Annotated in this window: 14 protein-coding genes and 1 pseudogene; 7 read left to right on the top strand and 8 right to left on the bottom strand. The window is 60.1% G+C overall.

What is annotated here, in order from left to right:
* The first annotated feature begins 4 nt into the window (after positions 1–4).
* Positions 5–3,103 carry an error-prone DNA polymerase gene (locus O5M90_RS00480; RefSeq protein WP_269838396.1) on the top strand — a complete coding sequence of 1,033 codons (3,099 nt, stop codon included), beginning with the start codon at positions 5–7 and terminating at the stop codon, positions 3,101–3,103.
* 67 nt (positions 3,104–3,170) lie between these two features.
* Positions 3,171–3,515, top strand: a complete 345-nt coding sequence (locus O5M90_RS00485) for a hypothetical protein (protein WP_269838395.1) — start codon at positions 3,171–3,173, stop codon at positions 3,513–3,515.
* A gap of 556 nt (positions 3,516–4,071) precedes the next feature.
* Here the strand turns inward: O5M90_RS00485 and O5M90_RS00490 are convergent.
* From O5M90_RS00490 to O5M90_RS00515, 6 genes are all read right to left on the bottom strand, one after another.
* Positions 4,072–5,832 carry a monovalent cation:proton antiporter-2 (CPA2) family protein gene (locus O5M90_RS00490; protein ID WP_269838394.1) on the bottom strand — a complete coding sequence of 587 codons (1,761 nt, stop codon included), beginning with the start codon at positions 5,830–5,832 and terminating at the stop codon, positions 4,072–4,074.
* Positions 5,832–6,473, bottom strand: a complete 642-nt coding sequence (locus tag O5M90_RS00495; protein WP_440401761.1) for a CDGSH iron-sulfur domain-containing protein — start codon at positions 6,471–6,473, stop codon at positions 5,832–5,834. Before O5M90_RS00495 ends, O5M90_RS00490 begins: the two co-directional genes overlap by 1 nt.
* Before the next feature lie 124 nt (positions 6,474–6,597).
* A complete protein-coding gene (locus tag O5M90_RS00500) occupies positions 6,598–7,908 on the bottom strand; it encodes a patatin-like phospholipase family protein (protein WP_440401762.1) in 1,311 nt (436 codons plus the stop codon).
* 80 nt (positions 7,909–7,988) lie between these two features.
* Positions 7,989–8,858 carry a pirin family protein gene (locus O5M90_RS00505; protein ID WP_269838391.1) on the bottom strand — a complete coding sequence of 290 codons (870 nt, stop codon included), beginning with the start codon at positions 8,856–8,858 and terminating at the stop codon, positions 7,989–7,991.
* A 43-nt stretch (positions 8,859–8,901) separates the two neighbouring features.
* Positions 8,902–9,528 carry a glutathione S-transferase family protein gene (locus O5M90_RS00510; protein WP_269838390.1) on the bottom strand — a complete coding sequence of 209 codons (627 nt, stop codon included), beginning with the start codon at positions 9,526–9,528 and terminating at the stop codon, positions 8,902–8,904.
* Positions 9,529–9,648: 120 nt separating this feature from the next.
* On the bottom strand, positions 9,649–10,584 hold the full coding sequence (locus O5M90_RS00515; RefSeq protein WP_440401763.1) for a LysR family transcriptional regulator: 936 nt from the start codon (positions 10,582–10,584) through the stop codon (positions 9,649–9,651).
* 201 nt (positions 10,585–10,785) lie between these two features.
* Here O5M90_RS00515 and O5M90_RS00520 point away from each other — a divergent pair, with 201 nt between their 5' ends.
* The 5 genes and pseudogenes from O5M90_RS00520 (at position 10,786) to O5M90_RS00540 (ending at position 16,122) form a co-directional block, all read left to right on the top strand.
* Positions 10,786–11,754 carry an MBL fold metallo-hydrolase gene (locus O5M90_RS00520; RefSeq protein WP_269838388.1) on the top strand — a complete coding sequence of 323 codons (969 nt, stop codon included), beginning with the start codon at positions 10,786–10,788 and terminating at the stop codon, positions 11,752–11,754.
* Positions 11,755–12,028: 274 nt separating this feature from the next.
* The gene (locus tag O5M90_RS00525; RefSeq protein WP_269838387.1) at positions 12,029–13,723 is read left to right on the top strand and encodes an amidohydrolase; all 1,695 of its coding nucleotides are present in this window, start codon (positions 12,029–12,031) and stop codon (positions 13,721–13,723) included.
* A 233-nt stretch (positions 13,724–13,956) separates the two neighbouring features.
* The gene (locus O5M90_RS00530; RefSeq protein WP_440401764.1) at positions 13,957–14,271 is read left to right on the top strand and encodes an MFS transporter; all 315 of its coding nucleotides are present in this window, start codon (positions 13,957–13,959) and stop codon (positions 14,269–14,271) included.
* Positions 14,229–14,840 (top strand): annotated as a pseudogene (locus tag O5M90_RS00535) (MFS transporter). Before O5M90_RS00530 ends, O5M90_RS00535 begins: the two are co-directional and overlap by 43 nt.
* 313 nt (positions 14,841–15,153) lie before the next feature.
* The gene (locus O5M90_RS00540) at positions 15,154–16,122 is read left to right on the top strand and encodes an alpha/beta fold hydrolase (protein WP_269838386.1); all 969 of its coding nucleotides are present in this window, start codon (positions 15,154–15,156) and stop codon (positions 16,120–16,122) included.
* A 647-nt stretch (positions 16,123–16,769) separates the two neighbouring features.
* On the opposite strand, the gene O5M90_RS00545 is transcribed toward O5M90_RS00540, so the two are convergent.
* Together O5M90_RS00545 and O5M90_RS00550 are read right to left on the bottom strand one after the other, a co-directional pair.
* Complete coding sequence (locus O5M90_RS00545) at positions 16,770–17,078, bottom strand: hypothetical protein (protein ID WP_440401765.1); 309 nt, start codon at positions 17,076–17,078, stop codon at positions 16,770–16,772.
* Positions 17,075–18,055, bottom strand: a complete 981-nt coding sequence (locus tag O5M90_RS00550; protein ID WP_269838385.1) for a LysR family transcriptional regulator — start codon at positions 18,053–18,055, stop codon at positions 17,075–17,077. Before O5M90_RS00550 ends, O5M90_RS00545 begins: the two co-directional genes overlap by 4 nt.
* Between the last annotated feature and the right edge of the window lie 5 nt (positions 18,056–18,060).

The following is an 18,060-nucleotide window of genomic DNA, read 5'->3' on the forward strand; positions in this document are numbered from 1 at the left end:
GACCATGGCCAGCCTTCCTCATTACGCCGAGCTGCGTTGCGTCAGTAACTTCAGCTTCCTCAAGGGCGCCAGCTGGCCCCATGAGCTGATCGAGCGCGCCAAGCAGCTGGGCTACTCCGCGATTGCCCTGACCGACGAGTGCAGCCTGGCCGGCATGGTGCGTGCTCATGTGGCCGCCAAGGAGCACGGCATCAAGCTGCTGGTGGGCAGCCAGTTCGAGGTGCAGTGCGAGTTCCCGTTCACCCTGGTCGTGCTGGCGGGCAACTTCAAGGGCTATGGCAATCTGAGCCACCTGATCTCACGCCTGCGCCGGCGCTCGCCCAAGGGCAGCTACCACTTCGCGCTGGACGACCTAGGCCCCGAGGATCTGGACGACTGCGTCGTGATGGCCTGCCCGCAGCGCCATGCCACGCCCGAGCAGTTGCTGTCCATGGCGCGTTGGCTGCTGCGCTACTTCATCGGGCGCTGCTGGATCGGTGTGGATCAGCTGCGCCGCAGCGATGACGAGATCCGGCTGCTGCGCCTGCGCGAGCTCAGCGCGCTGACCGCCATTCCGCTGGTGGCCTCAGGCGATGTCTATATGCATGTGCGCAGCCGCAAGCCGCTGCAGGATGTGTTGACCGCCACCCGGCTGGGCCAACCTTTGACGGCTTGCGGGCGCGCGCTGGAGCGCAATGCGGAGCGGCATCTGAGAACCCGGGGACGGCTGGCGCGGACGTTTCCGGCGGACCTGCTGGCAGAGACGCTGAAGGTCACCGAGCGCTGCGAGATGAGCCTGGATGAGCTGCGCTACCAGTACCCCTCCGAAGTGGTGCCGGTCGGCGAGACGCCCGGCTCTTACTTGCGACGACTGACCTATGAGGGCGCGGGCCGGCGCTGGCCGACCGGCATCCCGGCCTCGGTGTCCGATCAGATCGAGCACGAGCTGGCCCTGATCGGCGAGTTGCAGTACGAGCACTACTTCCTGACGGTGGCCGACATCGTGCAGTTCGCGCGCTCGCGCCACATCCTGTGCCAGGGCCGCGGCAGCGCGGCCAACTCGGTGGTCTGCTACTGCACCGGTGTGACCGAGGTCGACCCGGCGCGCATGAGCGTGCTGTTCGAACGCTTCATCAGCCGCGAGCGCAACGAGCCGCCAGACATTGACATCGACTTCGAGCACGAACGGCGCGAGGAGGTGATCCAGTACCTCTACAGCAAGTACGGCCGCGACCGCGCCGCGCTGACGGCCGTTGTCATCTCCTACCGCTCCAAGAGCGCGCTGCGCGATGTGGGCAAGGCGCTGGGCTTCGAGCTGGAGGCGCTCGATGCGCTGTGCGGCAGTCTGCAGTGGTGGGATGGCTCGGACATCGAGGTGGAGCGGCTACGTGAATCCGGCCTGGATCCCGCCGACCTGGCGGTGCGGCAGTTGCTGGATCTGAGTCAGCAGCTGATGGGTTTTCCTCGTCATTTGTCGCAGCATCCGGGGGGCTTTGTGCTGACCAACGGGCCGCTCACGCGCATGGTGCCGGTCACCAATGCGCGCATGGAGAACCGCACGGTGATCGAGTGGGACAAGGACGATATCGATGCGCTGGGCCTGCTCAAGGTCGACGTCCTGGGGCTGGGCATGCTCACCGCGATCCGCAAGACGCTGAATTTCATCAGCCAGCAGTGCGGCTATGACTTCGGGATGGCGGACATCCCTGCCGAGGACCCCAGGACCTACGAGATGATTTCTCGGTCGGACACGGTGGGGGTGTTCCAGATCGAGAGCCGGGCGCAGCGCTCGATGCTGCCGCGCATGAAGCCCAAGTGCTTCTACGACCTGGTCATCGAGGTCGCCATCGTGCGGCCCGGTCCTATCCAGGGCGATATGGTCCACCCCTATCTGCGACGGCGCCAGGGGCTGGAGCCGGTGGTCTATCCCAGCCAGGAGCTGCGTGAGGCGCTGGGGCGTACCTTGGGTGTGCCGCTGTTTCAGGAACAGGTGATGCAGGTGGCGATGGTGGCGGCCGGCTACAGCGGCGGCGAGGCGGATCGGCTGCGGCGCGACATGGCGGCCTGGAAGCGCAAGGGCGGGCTGCAGAAGCACTACAGCAAGATCGTCGACGGCATGACCTCACGGGGCTACGAGAAGTCCTTCGCGGAGAGCATCTTCAACCAGATCAAGGGGTTCAGCGAGTACGGGTTCCCGGAATCACATGCGGCGAGCTTTGCGCTGCTGGTCTATGCGAGCTGCTGGATCAAGTGTCACCATCCCACCGAGTTCCTGGCCGGGATGTTGAATGCGCAGCCATTGGGGTTCTACTCGGCCAGCCAATTGGTGCAGGACGCCAAGCGCCACAGCGTGACGGTGCTGCCGCCGGACGTGATGGCCAGTGACTCGGATTGCACGCTGGAGGAGTACGAAGGCAAGACGGCCGTGCGGCTGGGGCTGCGCCTGGTCAAGGGCCTGCCGGCCGAGGCCGCCATGGCCATCATGCAGGCCAGAGCCGAGCAAGTGTTCGACAACGCCGAGGATCTGGCGCGCCGGGCCGGATTGAACCAGCAGCAGATGACGCAGCTGGCCTCGGGCGACGCGCTGGCCAGCCTCAGTGGGCATCGCCGGCAGCAGGTCTGGGATGCAGCCGCCCAGCGCTCGACGCCGCCGCTGCTGCGGGATGCACCGGTGCAAGAAGACTACCTGGAGTTGCCGCCGGCGCCTGAGGGCGAGGAGATCATTTTTGACTACGCCTCGCTGGGGCTGACACTGCGCCGGCATCCGCTGGCGCTGCTCAGGGACAAGCTCAAGGCCTTGGGCTGGATGTCGTCGTCGCAGCTGCACGACCTGCCCAATGGCAGACCGGTCAAGGGCTGCGGCATCGTCACGGTCAAGCAGCGGCCGGAGACGGCCAAGGGGACGATGTTCATCTCGCTGGAAGACGAGGACGGGGACATCCAGGTCATCGTGCGCCGGGAGATCTGGGAGCGCCAGCGGTATGTGGCGCTGAACGCCAAGCTGCTCGCGGTCAAGGGCACGTGGCAGCGCGAGGGAGAGGTGCGCAATGTCGTGGCGGGCTACCTGGAGGATTTGACGCCGTTGCTGGGGGAGCTTAGGACAGTGAGCAGGGATTTCCATTGACGGAAGTGGTTTGATTTGGGAGGCGGTGCTGCCGATACTCAGGCGTCAGTCCATACAGGGAGCGCACATGGATACGATGAATGTGGTGCTGGCTGCGGACCGGGACGTCGAGACCGGGCGTGTGACCCAACTGTTGGTGGGTGTCGCTGATCGGAAGACGCGCAACTGGCTGTCGCTGCCGCAGCTGATGCCGGCGACCGTGGTGGCGCGGTGCATTCAGACGGGGCAGCGCTTCGAGACCTTCTACATCGGTGAGGCCGGGCCGCCCCTGGCAGTCCTGCGCACGCCGGGTGGTGCGGACGCGCTGGTGACTAATGATCTGGGCGGTGCGAGCTTCGGCTTGGAGGATCTGCCGCCGTGTGGGAGTGGTGGGCAGCGGCATACCTATCGGTTGGGGCGCGAGGTTAAGTAGGCCAAGTCCTTCTTCTGAGAGCCACTGATGACGACCGAGGTCGGAAGACCCCGGCAGATCTTCCGGAGGTTCGGTCGGCGCCTTCGCAGCGGGTGCCGCCTCTCGGTTTGCTGAGCGGGCTGTCAGCAACGTGCCCATTACAGTCGTCCACTTTGCTGATCGCAAGGTCGGCGGCAGCGAGCAGCGCGCCACTCAAACTTGCTCGGTGGATTCAAGCTGACCGGCGACGCGGCGTTGACCGAACCATCAGCCATCGACCGCTTTGATTTGGAAGCAGCCGTCCGCTGCTGTTGCCGCCGACGCCAAATTGACTCGCGGCGCCGACTTTCGATTGCCCCTACCGGCCAACCTGGTTTGCCGATCAGCGACGTAAAGCGACGTTGCAATCGCCGGATCAGTCGGCGGTCGGCAGAACTTCGGCAAACGGGTCAATCCGTGGTTGGCGCCCACAGACCAGGCAGAAAGAATCTGAGGCAGTGCGGGCGACAGCTGGCTATCGACAGATGCACCACGAGGCCCTGCAACATCGTCGGGGCCTGTGTTGGAACCGAGCCCTTTAAGGCTGCTCAGGCAGCGCCTGGACGCCCCTGGCAAGCAGCAATTCCCTACCTGCGTGGACGCCCTCTGAGAGTTGCTTGGCGAAGCGTTCGGCATCCCGACTCCGGACATCTTCCTCAATCGCGGCGAGCTCAGTCGCTGACGCGCCCAAGGATTGCAGCGCGCCTTTGCCGAGGGAGATGGCCGACTCGAACGTCTCGCGCACCTGGAAGTCAACGTTCAGCTTGACGAGCTCCATACTGTGCGCGCGGTCGACCGAGCGTACGACGACTTTGGCAAGCGGGAAGTGCTGCGCAAGATGCTGGACCGCTAGGGAAGCCGCAGCCGCGTCGTCGATGCAGACTGCTACGAGCTTCATGCTCTCGGCACCCGCGGCGCGTAGAACGTCCAGCCTTGAGCCGTCGCCAAAGTAGATTTTGTGGCCGTACTTGGACGCCGCATCAATCGCGTTGACATTGCTGTCGATCATGGTCAGGTCCAGGCCTTTCGCCATCAACACCTGGGATACCACCTGGCCGAACCGGCCGAAGCCGATGATCAGAGCACTGCCACCGGCCGTCGAGAAGTCCTCTGAATACTCCCGAGTCTCTTTGGGCTTCACCATCCACTGAGCTGCAGCGAACACGGCTGGTGTCGCCACCAGTGAGAACGTCACGATGGCCGTCAGCAGGTTGGCCTCTTCCGACGTCATAACCTGAGACGCAGCTGCTGCTGTGAAAAGAACGAAGGCGAACTCCCCACCTTGCGATAGTACTGCTCCCATCCGAAGCGCGTCACGATGGTCCGAACCCGTCGTGCGCGCCAGCGCCCAAATTAGCAAGGTCTTCACCAGCATGACAAGAATCACCGCAACTGCGATGACGGCGAGGTTTTCTGAGACCAACGGCAGGTCGATTCCCATGCCCACCGCGATGAAGAACAGGCCGAGCAGCAGGCCGCGGAACGGCTGGATGTCCGCTTCGAGTTCGTGGCGAAAGTTTGACTCGGCGAGTAGAACCCCGGCGAGAAAGGCGCCCATGGCCATTGACATCCCCGCCCACTGCATGAGCCCAGCCGCTCCAAGCACTACGAGTAGCGCTGAGGCGGTCATGATTTCCGTCGAACCGGTCGAGGCGAGGACTTTGAACGCAGGGTTCAGCAAGTACAAGCCGGCCAGAACGATGACCCCGACGGCGGCCACCATCCAGACGAAGTCCATCAGAGCTGTGTCGGTCGCTCCACCAGTGCCTGGGGGTGCCAGGAAGGCCACGAGGGCGATGAGGGGAACGATGGCCAGGTCCTGCAGGAGCAAAACAGCGAACGCTCGCTGCCCGTAGGGAGAGGCGAGCTCGTTGCGCTCCGCCATCAGAGGCGCTGCAAAAGCGGTCGATGAAAGAGCCAGCCCCGCTCCGGCGATGGCTGCAGCGCGCCAATCCAGGTTGCAAATGAAGGCCAATACCCCAATCACCGCAGTGCACAGGACGACCTGCGCCAGCCCAAGTCCAACAATGTCCTTGCGCATCGCCCATAGCCGGCTGGGCTTGAGCTCCAGTCCGATGATGAACAAAAGAAGCACGACGCCGAGTTCAGCCAGGGTGAGAACCGACTTGGCATCGCTGATGAGCCCTAGTCCGAAGGGGCCGATGACCACGCCGGCAGCCAAGTAGCCGATGACCGCGCCGAGTCTGAGCTTGCGAAAAAGGGGAACGGCGATGCAAGCAGCGCCCAGGAAGACCAGGGGCTGGAGCAGGGAAAAGCCGTGAGCGCCTTCGGCTGCCATTACCGGTCCGTGAAGCCGATGGCTTTGTGGGTTCCGTCGCAGAACGGCTTCTTGGATGAACCGCCGCAGCGGCAAAGGTAAGCCACGTCCACGCGAGATACCGTTCGCCCAGTGCCAGCGCAGATCTCCAGCGCGCCTGATGTCTTCAACGGGCCATCGGGAATTGGCACTACTGTCAGCGGCCCGTTGCGGACAGCGAGCGCCTCAGACTGAATTGTTTCTGGCTCGCCGGTCGCCTTGAACCCGGCTTCGTGATGGCTGCCGTCGCAGTACGGCTTGTTTCGAGATGCCCCACATCGACATAGCGTCGCCCGCATGGAGCTTGTATCCCCATTCACATTCAAATCGGCGTTGAACGCGTATGGACCGTTCTCACGGACTCGGAGAGTGTTGACCGTTGGAGGTGCTTCTTCAGCACCCCCGTCATGACGCTCGTACTGTATGGCTCCTGAGGGACAGCTTTGGGCAATGGCCGCCACGGTTTCGGCCGGAGCCGCATCTGGATGAACCCAAGGTCCTTCAGCATTTGGTACCCATACATCAGGACGACCAAGAACGCAGTTCCGTGAGTGGATGCACCTGCCCGGAACGATGCTGATAGTCACTTCCTTACCCACGTATTTCTCTGTTTCAGCGACCATCTGATTGCTCCTGTTAGAAGTCCAACCTCAGGTTGGATCGGCTGACGATGGTGCCCGCATCGGCGGCTTGGCTTTTCTGTTTAGCAGAACTCACAGTTCTTCTGGGACGGCCATCGGAGGCAAGCTAGTGCTCTCGCAAGTCCTGTACGAAGTCGATGAACTCGGGCGACGAACGTAGAAGGTCGCCGGCGACTTTGCGCAGAAGGTCTACGTCGCGGTCGGGCAGCGAGAATGTAGTTGGCAAAGCCATGAGCCGGGCGCGAAGCTGAGGGTCTTGTACGCCCTCGAAGCTGACAACCACCGGATACAACCGAATTCGCTGAGGCCCCCCGTCGTCGGCACTCTGCTCCTGCCGTCCACGCTCCCGAGTCTGCTTCCATTTATCGAGCAAATCTTTCATCAACTCAACCGCCTCAAACGAGTTACGGTCGATGGGCACGCTGACGGATTTCAGCAGAAGAGCCACCGCTGATGGTCCGTCTTCGGATTGGTCCCAATTTAGCTCAGGGTCCGAACGCGAGTTGACGATGATGAGAAGCGTCCGCTTGAGCCGATGGATGTTGAGGCTTTTTCGGAACTCGGGGCTGGCTTCGGCGGCGCGGAATCTTTCCAGTACCGCCCGCAGCCCGAGATTGTCAGCCACGCCACCATCAACAAGGTGAAGGTACGGTCTCTTGGCGCTGTCTTGGAAGCTCCGCATCTCTCGGTAGCGCTGCTGAAGTCTTCCGGAGACTATGCGTCCGTCCTTGCCGGTTGAATCTACCCACGCTGGGTACTCATAGGAGCAAGAGCCGCCATAGTTGTTGAACGCGAGTGGGGACAGAACGACTGGAACCGCCGATGATGCCGCAGCGGCTCGTGAGAGTTTGACCCCAGCAAGGTCGGAACAGATGATGTCAAAGTCATTCTGCGAGAACGCTAGCCGCGCACCCGTCGATATGTCGGTGCTGCTCGCCACGACGAGCGGCCCAGGATGCTTCACCAGGTCGCCGAACGTCGCACCCTTGAACAGGATTTCGTCGTAGTAGTCAGCGGCGAGTTCAGAGCGCCCAACCCCCTTTGACCAAAGCTTGCCCCAGTTCGCTGGATTGAGCGTTCTCAGGATGATCTCAGCCTGAACGTCGCGCTTGAGGAAGCGTTTCTCGTACTCGGAGAAAAGGCGCTCACCGTAGAGGCCGTAGCTAAGTGCGGTGAAGCTCCCTCCTGACACGCCGGAAATGAACCCGACTTCATCGAGGAGGCGAACTGTCTTGCCTGCGGCAGGAACCTGTTGGCGGCGTAGTTCTTCTAGAACGCCGAACGAGAAGGCGGCAGCCCGTGTTCCGCCGCCGGAGAACGTGACGTAGATTTCGGTATCGTCAAGGCTCTTGTTCTTGATGCGTGTGCTGTCCCGATACCCGGTGCTCGGGTCGATGGTGTTCAGCCGCGGATTCACGGGTCGGCTGGCGCAACCAGCGAGGCCGAGGATGACAACAAGAATGCACAACCACGAGGGCCTGCGCCTCGTGACTGAAGTCATTCCGTGACAGGCGTCTTAACGAGGCGCCCGGCCCTGTAGTCGACTATGGCGGTTTGCAGTTCCGACTGGGTGCTCATTACGAACGGACCCGCTCGCGCAACTGGCTCCCCTAACGGCATACCTGCGAGCAGCAAGAACGAAGCGCCGGTCATTGTCTCGATGGCAACGCTGCCTGCGCGGGATAGCTGAGCAGTCGACTTCGCTGGCACGGTGACATTTGCGCCATTGGAGTCAACGCTAAGCGCCCCGTCATAGACGTAGACGAAGCAATCATGCCCTTCAGGAACGGGGAAACTGTGTTGCGCTCCTGCGTCCATGCGGACGTCAAGATACAGCGGTCGGGTTGGACGCCCAGGCGCCGGACCGGTCGCGCCTTCGAACTCCCCCGCAATTACGCGCACATTGAACTTGTCCAGCTTGACGTCAGCGATGGCCTGGGACTTGAGCTCGATGTACTCTGGCGGGCGCATCTTCTGTGAGCTGGGCAAATTCAACCAGAGCTGGAAACCCCACATCAGCCCGCTCTCCTGCGCCGGCATCTCAGAGTGGATAACCCCGCTCCCAGCGGTCATCCACTGAACATCACCTCCACCGATGACGCCCTCGCCGCCTGTGCTGTCCCGATGGTGCATCTGTCCAGACAGCATGTAGGTGACCGTCTCAAAGCCACGGTGTGGATGCGGCGGAAATCCCGCAATATAGGCGCCGGGGTCACTCGAATGAATCTCGTCCAGCAGAAGGAACGGCCCGACGTCCTCTAGCGCGGGGATGCCGATGGCTCTGCGCAGTCGCACGCCGGCACCGTCGCTTGCCTCCTCACTGGCTACGACAGCCAGCACGTACCTTCTGTTCTGTTGTTGCCTCATTGCGATCCCCATCTCGCCATTCAAGAACTCAAGATGCTGATCGTCAACGACCTTGAATGCCTTCGGAGGTCATGGCCTTGATGACGCCTGGGTCGCGGAGCAGCTCTTCGTGGTGTCGTGCAACGTTTGGAAATGCCGACAGCCCGCCGGGCAGGACATTCTTTGCCCAACGCACCATGGGAACGGCGTACGCATCAACATAGGACCGTTCGGCGCCAGTGAAGTAGTCGCGACCCTGCAAGTGCTGGTCGATGACAGCAAGCTTCTTCGCGACCAACGCAATACCCGCTGCCTTAACTTTCGCAAGCGCGTCGTCCGAACTGTCAATGGTGTAGCGCTCAGGCTTGAAGATAGGGAAGAACGCGGGATGCAGGTCCCCCGTCAAGAATGCTGCCCAGCGCGCCAAGTCTGCGTCGCGCTCAAGGCTGTCGTGCTGGTCCAGCTGAGCAACTGGGTACTTCAGCGCCAGGTATTTCAGAATTGCCGAGCATTGTGTGAGCACACTCGACGTTCCCAGGCCAAGGGCAGGCACAGCGCCAGCCGGATTGACCTTTAGGTAATCCGGGTCTGCTGGGTTCACCTTGATGGCTTGGTAGTCTGCTGCGACCCACTCAAGAACGATGTGAACCGATAGTGAGCAAGCGCCGGGTGAGTAGTAAAGCGTGTACATGTTCAAAGCTCCAAGGGTGGCTTCCTGCCTACAAGGCAGGGCTGGAGCAAGGAGAGTAGAGCGCTCAGAGAACCGTCGTTGCCGCAGGCGAGAACTCAGAGTTCCGCCATTGGCACCGTGCTAAGCCTCCGAAGAACCGAAGATATCTCGGTCCCAGTAAGGGGGGGAGATGAAAGTGGTCCCAAGGAAATCCGCAAAGGCCTTCACCTTCGCAGGGAGGAGTTTTCGACAGGGGAAGACTACGTTGAGTTCGGCCGGAACCTTCTCGAATGGAAGCATAACCGGCACCAGTTTTCCAGAGCTCACAAACTCGTGAATGATGAAGGTTGGAAGCACGGCGATGCCTGCTCCAGCAAGCGCCGCATCACAGAGCGAATCGCCAGTATTCATACGAAGTCGCGAAGTAACGGTGACACTTTGCTCGTCACCTGTGCGCGGGTCAACGAAGCGCCAGTACTTCTGTTCATCGACATTGCTATACAGAATTCCGGAATGGTGCGACAGGTCCGAGGGTTGCTTAGGAGCGCCGAAGCGGGCTATGTATTCTGGGCTGGCGCATGCAACTCGACGAATCGGTCCCAGTGAACGCGCTGACAAATTCGAGTCAGGAAGTTTGCCGATACGTACTGCCATATCGAACCCCTCAGTCATCAAGTCGACGACCTCGTCGTTTAGAGATAGCTCGACAGACAGGCGGGGGTGCTGTTCTAAAAACCTACATACCATTGGCACGAGATGCAGTCGGCCAAACGAAGAGGGTGCCAGTATGCGCAAGTCGCCAACTGGCTCCACGGCCCCATGAGACGCGAGCCCTTCAACTTCTTCCAGAGCCGCTAAAAGCGCTGTCGATTTTTCGAAGAAGACACGCCCCGTGTCGGTCAGACTCAGGTTTCTCGTGGATCGGTTGAGGAGGTGGACGCCAAGGCGTTCCTCCAGCTCATTTACTCGGCGGCTCACGGCAGACTTCACCACCCCCAGCTGCCTGGCTGCAGATGCAAAGCTTCGGCCCTGCACGACGGCCACGAAGGTCCTGAGGTCCTCGAATCGATCCTGCATTGCCCGTTCTCCTTTGAAGAACGCATTGTCCAGCAACGCGGAACAAGCATCCACCTTCGTTGTTCATTCCAGGAGAACTATGAGTTCTTCGCTCGGGAGTAACTCTGAGAGGTGGCTGCATACCATGTCCTCTCCCCACGCAAGATGCCTCGGTGATGCCGAGTTTGTCGACGTGCCTATCGCGCCTTGAAGGAGCATTTCATGAAAATTAAACTGATTACGGCAATCGCTTTCCTGGCCTACGTGGCGTCGCCACTTGCAATTGCGGACGAGCCCGTGTGGGATGCGAACAAGGTCGTCTTGAAGGCGCAGAAACTTCGCGATGGAGTTTATGCAATGGTCGCCACAGGGGCAGATGAGCTTTCTCCCAAGGGGGTTCCCTTGGCTACAACTAGTGGCATCATCGTTGGCAACCGCGCATCGCTGGTCGTCGACACGATGCTGAATAAGCGATTGGCCAACATGGTCCTAAACCAAGTCAGGCAGCTTACTAAAGGCGCCCCGACGTACGCGCTGAATACCAGCTATCACGGCGACCATTCGTACGGAAATATGTATTTCCCCAAGTCGACGGTCATCATCCAGCATGAAGAAACGAAGAAGTACATTTCTACCAAGTTCGAGGACGACACGAAATTCATGATGGGCGCCTTCGGCAAGGGCCGCGGAATTGAAGAGATCAAGCCACGCACCGGCGATGTGCTTATTCCTACGGGAGGCGCAATGCAACTTGACCTTGGCGGGCGGGTCGTTGAGATTCGTGACTTCGGTTTTGCTCAGACCGGCGGTGATTTGTGGGTTTGGGTGCCCGACGCAAAAGTTCTTTTTGCCGGCAACCCTGTCGTGACGGAGAAGCCTGGCATTCCTTGGCTCCTTGATGGCCGAGTGCAAGAAACCCTGGATTCGTTGACCAAAGTGCGCGAGTTTCTTCCAGCTGACGCAATCATTGTTCCTGGCCATGGTCGCCCGTTGCCGAAGGCCGGACTTGATTGGCATATTGGATATCTGACAGCCTTGCGTGACGAAACTAAGGCAGCTATCGCTAAGGGCGCGACGCTTGAGCAAGCGGTTACCCAAGTAACGTTGCCGAGTTATCAAGGCTATGCAATCTACGGATGGGTGCACAACCAAGTGAACGTACCTGCCGCTTACAAAGAATTTAAAAAGTAAACAGCGTAGGTCTAGGGGAGCGCGGTGGTTTTGAGGCTGATATCCCTTGCTGTCAAACAAGCGTCGCGGCCGTTACTACGAGGACAAAAGAACCAAGTTTTGGTCGCACCCCTGGCATCCAGCATTCCTCCTCTCGTAATTGGAGCCCCAAATGGACTCAACCACCCATGCAAGCAGTCCCCTTAAAGTCTTCTTGGCTCTCGCTGGCGCTGCTTCGATAAGTGTTTGCTCCGCCCAGTCGGTTGCCGAAGACAAAGCTGCTGACATGCTCATCATGAACGCCAAGGTGACGACCCTGGATCTTGAGAAACCAACCGCCGAAGCGGTGGCCATCAAGGGCGGAAAGATTCTCGCAGTCGGGTCGACTGAGAAAGTCATGCTCAATCACCGTGGTACGGCAACAAAAGTCATTGACGCCGGTCAACGACGGTTGATTCCAGGACTCAACGATTCACACTCGCACTACCTCCGCGGAGGAATGTCTTTCACCGGTGAGCTCCGTTGGGACGGTGTGCCGAGCCTCTCGATTGGCTTGGACATGGTCAAGCAGCAAGCGGCAGTCACGCCAAAGGGCCAATGGGTGCGCGTCGTCGGCGGTTTCACGCCTTGGCAGTTTTCTGAGAAGAGGATGCCGACTCCGCAGGAACTTGACGCCGTCGCACCGAACACGCCCGTGTTCGTCCAGTACTTCTACAGCGAGATCGTCATCAACAAAGCTGGCCTTCGAGCGCTGAACATCACCAAGGATACGAAGTTCCCCGAGGGAAGCGAAACCGTAAAGGATGCCAAGGGCAATCCCACTGGAGTGTTCAGGGCGACGCCGAGCCCCAACATCCTCTACGGGCTGCTTGCGAAGCTGCCAACTTTTGACCAGGCGACGGCAGAGCAATCGTCGCAGTACTTCTTTCATCAATTAGCTCGCTTTGGCTTGACCAGTGTGATTGACGCCGGCGGTGGCGGGTTCAACTTCCCGGACGACTATGCGGCCTCCATTCAGGTCATGCGTGCGAAGAAGTTGCCATTGCGCGTATCCTTCTATCTGTTCACCCAAAACCCTGGAAAGGAGTTGGAGGACTATCAGAATTGGATGAAGGACAACAGCGCCGGCCACAACTTCGACGAAATTCGTGAACACGGTTTCGAACTTGAAGGTGGTGGGGAGTGGGTGCTCTGGAAGGCGGGGGACTACGAGAACTTCCGTTCGGCTCGCCCCACGCAAGAGGCTGACATGGAGGAGAAGCTGGAGCCGGTCGTTCGCCTGTTCGTGAAGAACCGTTGGCCGTTCAGAATCCACGCTACGTATGACGAGTCGGTCACTCGACTGATGAATGTCATCGAAAAGGTTAACAAGGACACGCCGCTGAATGGGCTGCGATTCGCAATCGACCATGCCGAAACGCTGAAGGCGCCGAACATGGACCGCATCAAGGCGCTTGGCGGCGGTGTTGCGATTCAGGACCGCATGTTCTTCCTCGGTGATGACTTCGTTGAGCAGTACGGCGCGAAGGCGGCGGAGAACGCTCCGCCGGTGCGACAGCTCATGGCAAAGGGAATCCCGGTTGGGATGGGGACGGATGGAACGCGGTCGTCCTTCAACCCATGGCTTGCTTTGTACTTCCTCACCACCGGCAAGGTGGCATCTGAGCGCACCGTCCTCGGTCCGAACAATCGCGTTTCACGCGAGGAAGCGCTGGGCCTCTACACGTTCGGCAGTGCCTGGTTCTCACAGGAAGAAAGCGTAAAGGGACGCATCAAAGACGGGCAGTTTGCAGACATGGCGCTGCTGTCGGCTGACTACATGACGGTGCCCGACAAAGACATCAAGTCCATCGAGTCCGTGCTGACGATTGTTGATGGTAAGGCGGTCTACGGCGCGGGTCCATTTGCAAGCTTTGCTCCTTCAGCTCCTGCAATCGTGCCCAACTGGTCGCCGAACAAGAAGTTCGGCAGCTTCTACACCGGACGCTGAACGCCAGGTGTGGCGTGCAGGGCCCCGAAGCTTCGGGGCCTTTCATCATAGGGCAGCCCTTCGAACACTGCTCGAACAGCCAGGGGTGCTATTTCAAAGCTCATCACTGGCCGATTGCAGAGCTAGGCAGTTGAGCGTTGTGGCGTCGAGCAGTCCATGTCTGTCAAAGAACTACTGGTGCCACGCGCCGCAATAGGCCGCTCCTTCGACCCCTCGCAAGTCAAGGCCAGCTCGTGAAGACTGATTCAGCGCCGCCACAGGCCACACTCTGGGAACCGCTCGGGGTTACCGCGTTCCGTTTGTTGTGGATAGCGACAGTCATATCGAACGTCGGGATGGCCATTCAGGGTGTTGCAGCTACCTGGCTCATGATGTCCGTTGATGCGCGGCCTACGATGGTGGCAGCGCTCCAGGCTGCTGCGACCCTTGGCACTTGCAAACAATGCTTGGTTGGCCTGTCTGGCGGCACTATTGTTCGGCGCGGGCTGGATAGCCAACCTCACACGTGCTCAACGTCGGTGTTCAGAACACTGTGGCGGGGTGGGTGAGGGCGCGCATGCTGGCTATGTCTGTGGCCACGTTCATGGGTGTGTCATCGGCAGGCTCACTGGCTGGGGGCTATCTTGCGCAAGCGTGGTCGCTGCAAGGCGCTTTACTGTGCGCTGGTGGTCTTCAGGTGTTGAGTCTCCTGGCGGCGTCCCGGTATCCGTTTCTTGACACCTCAACGCTGGACTTGCGGCCGGCTCCGTCCGCCGATGCCCAGCTTGTGGTGGACCCGGCTCACGACCTTGAGCCGGTGTTGGTCACAGTCGAGTACCACGTGCCCGAAGAGAACGCGGACCAGTTCGCGTACGCCCTATGAGGGCTTGAGAATGCCCGGGGAAGAGCGGGTGCGATGACCTGGCGACATTGGCGTGACCAGAGCGCCCGGACAGTCCATCGGGAGTCGTTCACTGTAGAGAGCTGGACTGACTATCTTCGCCTCACCTTTCGCAAGACGGTCGTTGACCAGCAGCTCGAGGCCGCTGTGCAGGCTCTTGCGATGCCCGGCGCTGAGCCTCGCCAGCGCCTGTCTCGAGGCGCACGGCGACACCGCGGCATTGCGCCACGCATCTAAGTAAGTCAAAGGTGCGGTGCATGTTCAAAAACTGATACGCAGGCCTGGCGCCTAGGTTCTCAGACGCAGAACGCAGAGTTCGCTCGTGCGACCGCCCGGGCCGGCTCGTACGTCTAACGTGCAGCTCTCACCACGGAAGACGGTATGGAACCCTCGAATTCCTATAGCAACCTCGCCGCGACGTTCTACGGTCGCGAATAGGCCAAGCAAGGAGCGTTCAGCCAATCCCGGCCACCGCTGGTTCCCGAACTCACTCGAGCAGCACCGCCGTGTCGGTTGCCATGAGCAAATTGTTCCACTCCCTCAAACCACTATGAACAAACCTTCGCCACTCATCACGCGCAGATTCAGCCGCATCCTCGTCGCAATAGCTACCGCGTGCTGCGGTCTGGCATTCCAGACCTACGCTTCAGCCACCCCCGCCAAACCAACCGAGAAAGCCATGACATCCAGCCAATACATCACTGCAAACGACGGTACCCACCTCTACGTCAAGGACTGGGGTCCCAAGACCGGTCGGGTGGTTGTGTTCAGCCATGGATGGCCTCTGAGCTCCGACAGTTGGGAGTCGCAGATGCAATTCCTGGCCGAGAACGGCTACCGCGTGATCGCCCATGATCGCCGTGGGCATGGTCGTTCTGGCCAGCCCTGGCAAGGCAACAACATCAACCAATATGCGGATGACCTAGACGCTGTGCTGCGCGCCTTCGACGTGAAAGGTGTCGCCCTGGTCGGGTTCTCCACAGGTGGCGGTGAAGTCGCGCGTTACATTGGTCGCCACGGCACCTCGCGTGTGGGGAAAGTGGTGCTGGTCAGCGCGATCACACCGATCATGGGGAAGACGCCCACGAACCCTAACGGCGTGCCTGTGGAAGTCTTCGACAGCTTGCGCAAGGGGTCACTGGACAACCGCTCGCAGCTCTACAAGGACATCGCAAGCGGCCCCTTCTTCGGCTTCAATCGTCCCGGTGCGAAGGTTTCCGCCGGCCTGATTGACAGCTTCTGGGCGCAGGGCATGCAGGCCAGCAGCAAAGGCACCTTCGACTGCATCGACGCGTTCTTCTTCTCCGATTTCCGTGAGGACCTGAAGAAAATTGACGTCCCGACGCTGGTCATTCATGGCACCGACGATCAGATCGTTCCAATCGAAACGACAGGTCGTGCTGTGGTGAAGTTGGTACCCGGTGCGCAGATCATTGAATACGCCGGCGGACCACACGGGATCACCGATACGCACAAAGACCAGCTCAACAAGAACTTGCTGGAGTTCGTCAAGAAATAGTCGAGAGACGGCGGCCCGCGATACCCAGTGCCAGGGCCGCCAGTCCTTAAAGCATGACAACCGATCTAGCCGTGCCCGCCCATGCCCCTCGTCATGAGCACGCTAACACGCAGAGACGAATAAAGTCGCGATGTCCTGCAGGCATGCCGCTGCAAAGATCGACATGAGGAACAGCGGTCATGACACTCCCTCGCACGAAACACCGACAGACGCGGGCTGCTTCGTCGGTAGGTTGGAAGAAGGGCTACCCGGCTGTACTCTTGCTTTCCTGCATGGCTGCGTTCGTCGTCATATCGGACGAAGCCGATCGGATGGAAGAAACTGGACTTGCCGTTCCCTTGGCGTCGCTAGAACTGGGCAGGCATCATGCGATGCCCTGCGGCACAAGCACCAACAAGGACTTACGTCGAGTGCAACACTGTCATGACGCAACGGGAGGCAGTTCCAAGGCCGAAGGAAGCGCGGGCGTAGGCACGCTGCCGCCCGCACCCGTGCCTTCCATTCGACCACGCTCAAGACTTGCTGACTGAGTCCTGGGATAGTGCCTTGGGCAACCACGGTCTGACCTGTCGTGTCATCAATTGATTGGTTGCCTGAGCAGTCGGCCGTGGGGTTCTCTTCTCGCTGTCGATGTCGTCGATGCCTTGCTACACCGCGGCGTACCCGGCCTTGAACTCTTGTCGGTGCGCCAGTAGTGCTCGAACGGTTCTTGCGGTCTTGTTCGCCATCGCGACCGTTGCAACTCTCTTGTTGCGGCGCGTCGTGAGCTTGACCAGCCAGCTGTCGGCGTCGGCGCGCTGGGTAGTCCGGTAGATAGACCCTCTGAAACGAGCTGTGGAGAACTCGACACCGCGAACATGCGGGCGCGACGCTCGTGCATAAGCCGGCGTCTTCTGTAGATGGCCTGTCAACTGCGCCGGGGAACCCATTGTTTTGACGACGGCCAGGAAGTTCATGTGTGAGTGCGCGAGCCCGGAATAGACGAGTCCGCAGGCATGGTCGCCGACGCACAGTTCTCTATACGGCAAGTCTCCACCATGAAGTCGACAAAAGCTCGCACTTTTGCAGGAAGGTGCTTCGACTGCGGGAAGACGACGTACATGCCCACTGGAGGGCGCTCGTAGTCCCTCAGCAACGTGGTTAGCTTCCCCTCTGCGATGGCCCTGCCAGCGACGAATGTTGGAAGCTCGGTGATGCCATTCCCGAGAATGGCGAGGTCTCTTGCAGCCTCGAAGTTGTTTGTTCGGAAAACCCAGGGGATGCTGACGCTGAACTCTTCATGCGAGTTGGGGTCCCGGAAGGACAAGGTCTGAAGCGAGTCAGGCTTTGAGACAGCAACCACGTCGTGGCGTTTCAAGTCTTCTGGGTGCTGAGGAGAGCCATGTCGTTGCAGGTATTGCGCACTCGCGCACAGGACGTATTGGATGTCGGCTAGACGACGCGCCACCAATGTCGTGTCGCTGAGCTTGGCGATTCGAATAGCGACGTCGAATCCCTCTTCGAAGACGTTGGCATGCCGGTCCAAGAGTTGAAGGTCTATGTTGATGCGGGGGTATCGCTCGTTAAACCGGCTGACAAGACTCGCAAGGTACATGGTGCCGAACGCAATAGGGGCTGTCACCTTGAGCTCGCCAGCGAGGGTGCCCGGCTCCGATGAGGCTGTAACCAGCTCCTCCGCTTCGTCGACCGCCGAGAGAACACGAAGGCATCGTTCATAGAACTGAGCTCCTGCCTCCGTCAGGCCGAAGCGTCGGGTTGTTCTGTGCACCAAACGAGTGGCCAAGCGCTCCTCGAGTTCCTTGATCCGACGACTGACGCCCGACTTTGCGATGCCCATGCGGTCGGCCGCCGCAGCAAATCCTTTGGCATTCACGACCATAACGAACGTCTGCATATCCAAGAGTCTGTCGTGGTTCCGAAAGGAGGCTTTCATCACGC

Source organism: Paucibacter sp. M5-1 (assembly GCF_027498415.2).
Classification (GTDB): domain Bacteria; phylum Pseudomonadota; class Gammaproteobacteria; order Burkholderiales; family Burkholderiaceae_C; genus Roseateles_E.

Excerpts from the sequence above, each read along its gene's own strand:
- O5M90_RS00480 (WP_269838396.1), top strand. The coding sequence starts at position 5 with ATGGCCAGCCTTCCTCATTACGCCGAGCTGCGTTGCGTCAGTAACTTC.
- O5M90_RS00485 (WP_269838395.1), top strand. The coding sequence starts at position 3,171 with ATGGATACGATGAATGTGGTGCTGGCTGCGGACCGGGACGTCGAGACC.
- O5M90_RS00490 (WP_269838394.1), bottom strand. The coding sequence starts at position 5,832 with ATGGCAGCCGAAGGCGCTCACGGCTTTTCCCTGCTCCAGCCCCTGGTC.
- O5M90_RS00495 (WP_440401761.1), bottom strand. The coding sequence starts at position 6,473 with ATGGTCGCTGAAACAGAGAAATACGTGGGTAAGGAAGTGACTATCAGC.
- O5M90_RS00505 (WP_269838391.1), bottom strand. The coding sequence starts at position 8,858 with ATGAGGCAACAACAGAACAGAAGGTACGTGCTGGCTGTCGTAGCCAGT.
- O5M90_RS00510 (WP_269838390.1), bottom strand. The coding sequence starts at position 9,528 with ATGTACACGCTTTACTACTCACCCGGCGCTTGCTCACTATCGGTTCAC.
- O5M90_RS00515 (WP_440401763.1), bottom strand. The coding sequence starts at position 10,584 with ATGCAGGATCGATTCGAGGACCTCAGGACCTTCGTGGCCGTCGTGCAG.
- O5M90_RS00520 (WP_269838388.1), top strand. The coding sequence starts at position 10,786 with ATGAAAATTAAACTGATTACGGCAATCGCTTTCCTGGCCTACGTGGCG.
- O5M90_RS00525 (WP_269838387.1), top strand. The coding sequence starts at position 12,029 with ATGAACGCCAAGGTGACGACCCTGGATCTTGAGAAACCAACCGCCGAA.
- O5M90_RS00540 (WP_269838386.1), top strand. The coding sequence starts at position 15,154 with ATGAACAAACCTTCGCCACTCATCACGCGCAGATTCAGCCGCATCCTC.
- O5M90_RS00545 (WP_440401765.1), bottom strand. The coding sequence starts at position 17,078 with ATGAACTTCCTGGCCGTCGTCAAAACAATGGGTTCCCCGGCGCAGTTG.
- O5M90_RS00550 (WP_269838385.1), bottom strand. The coding sequence starts at position 18,055 with ATGAAAGCCTCCTTTCGGAACCACGACAGACTCTTGGATATGCAGACG.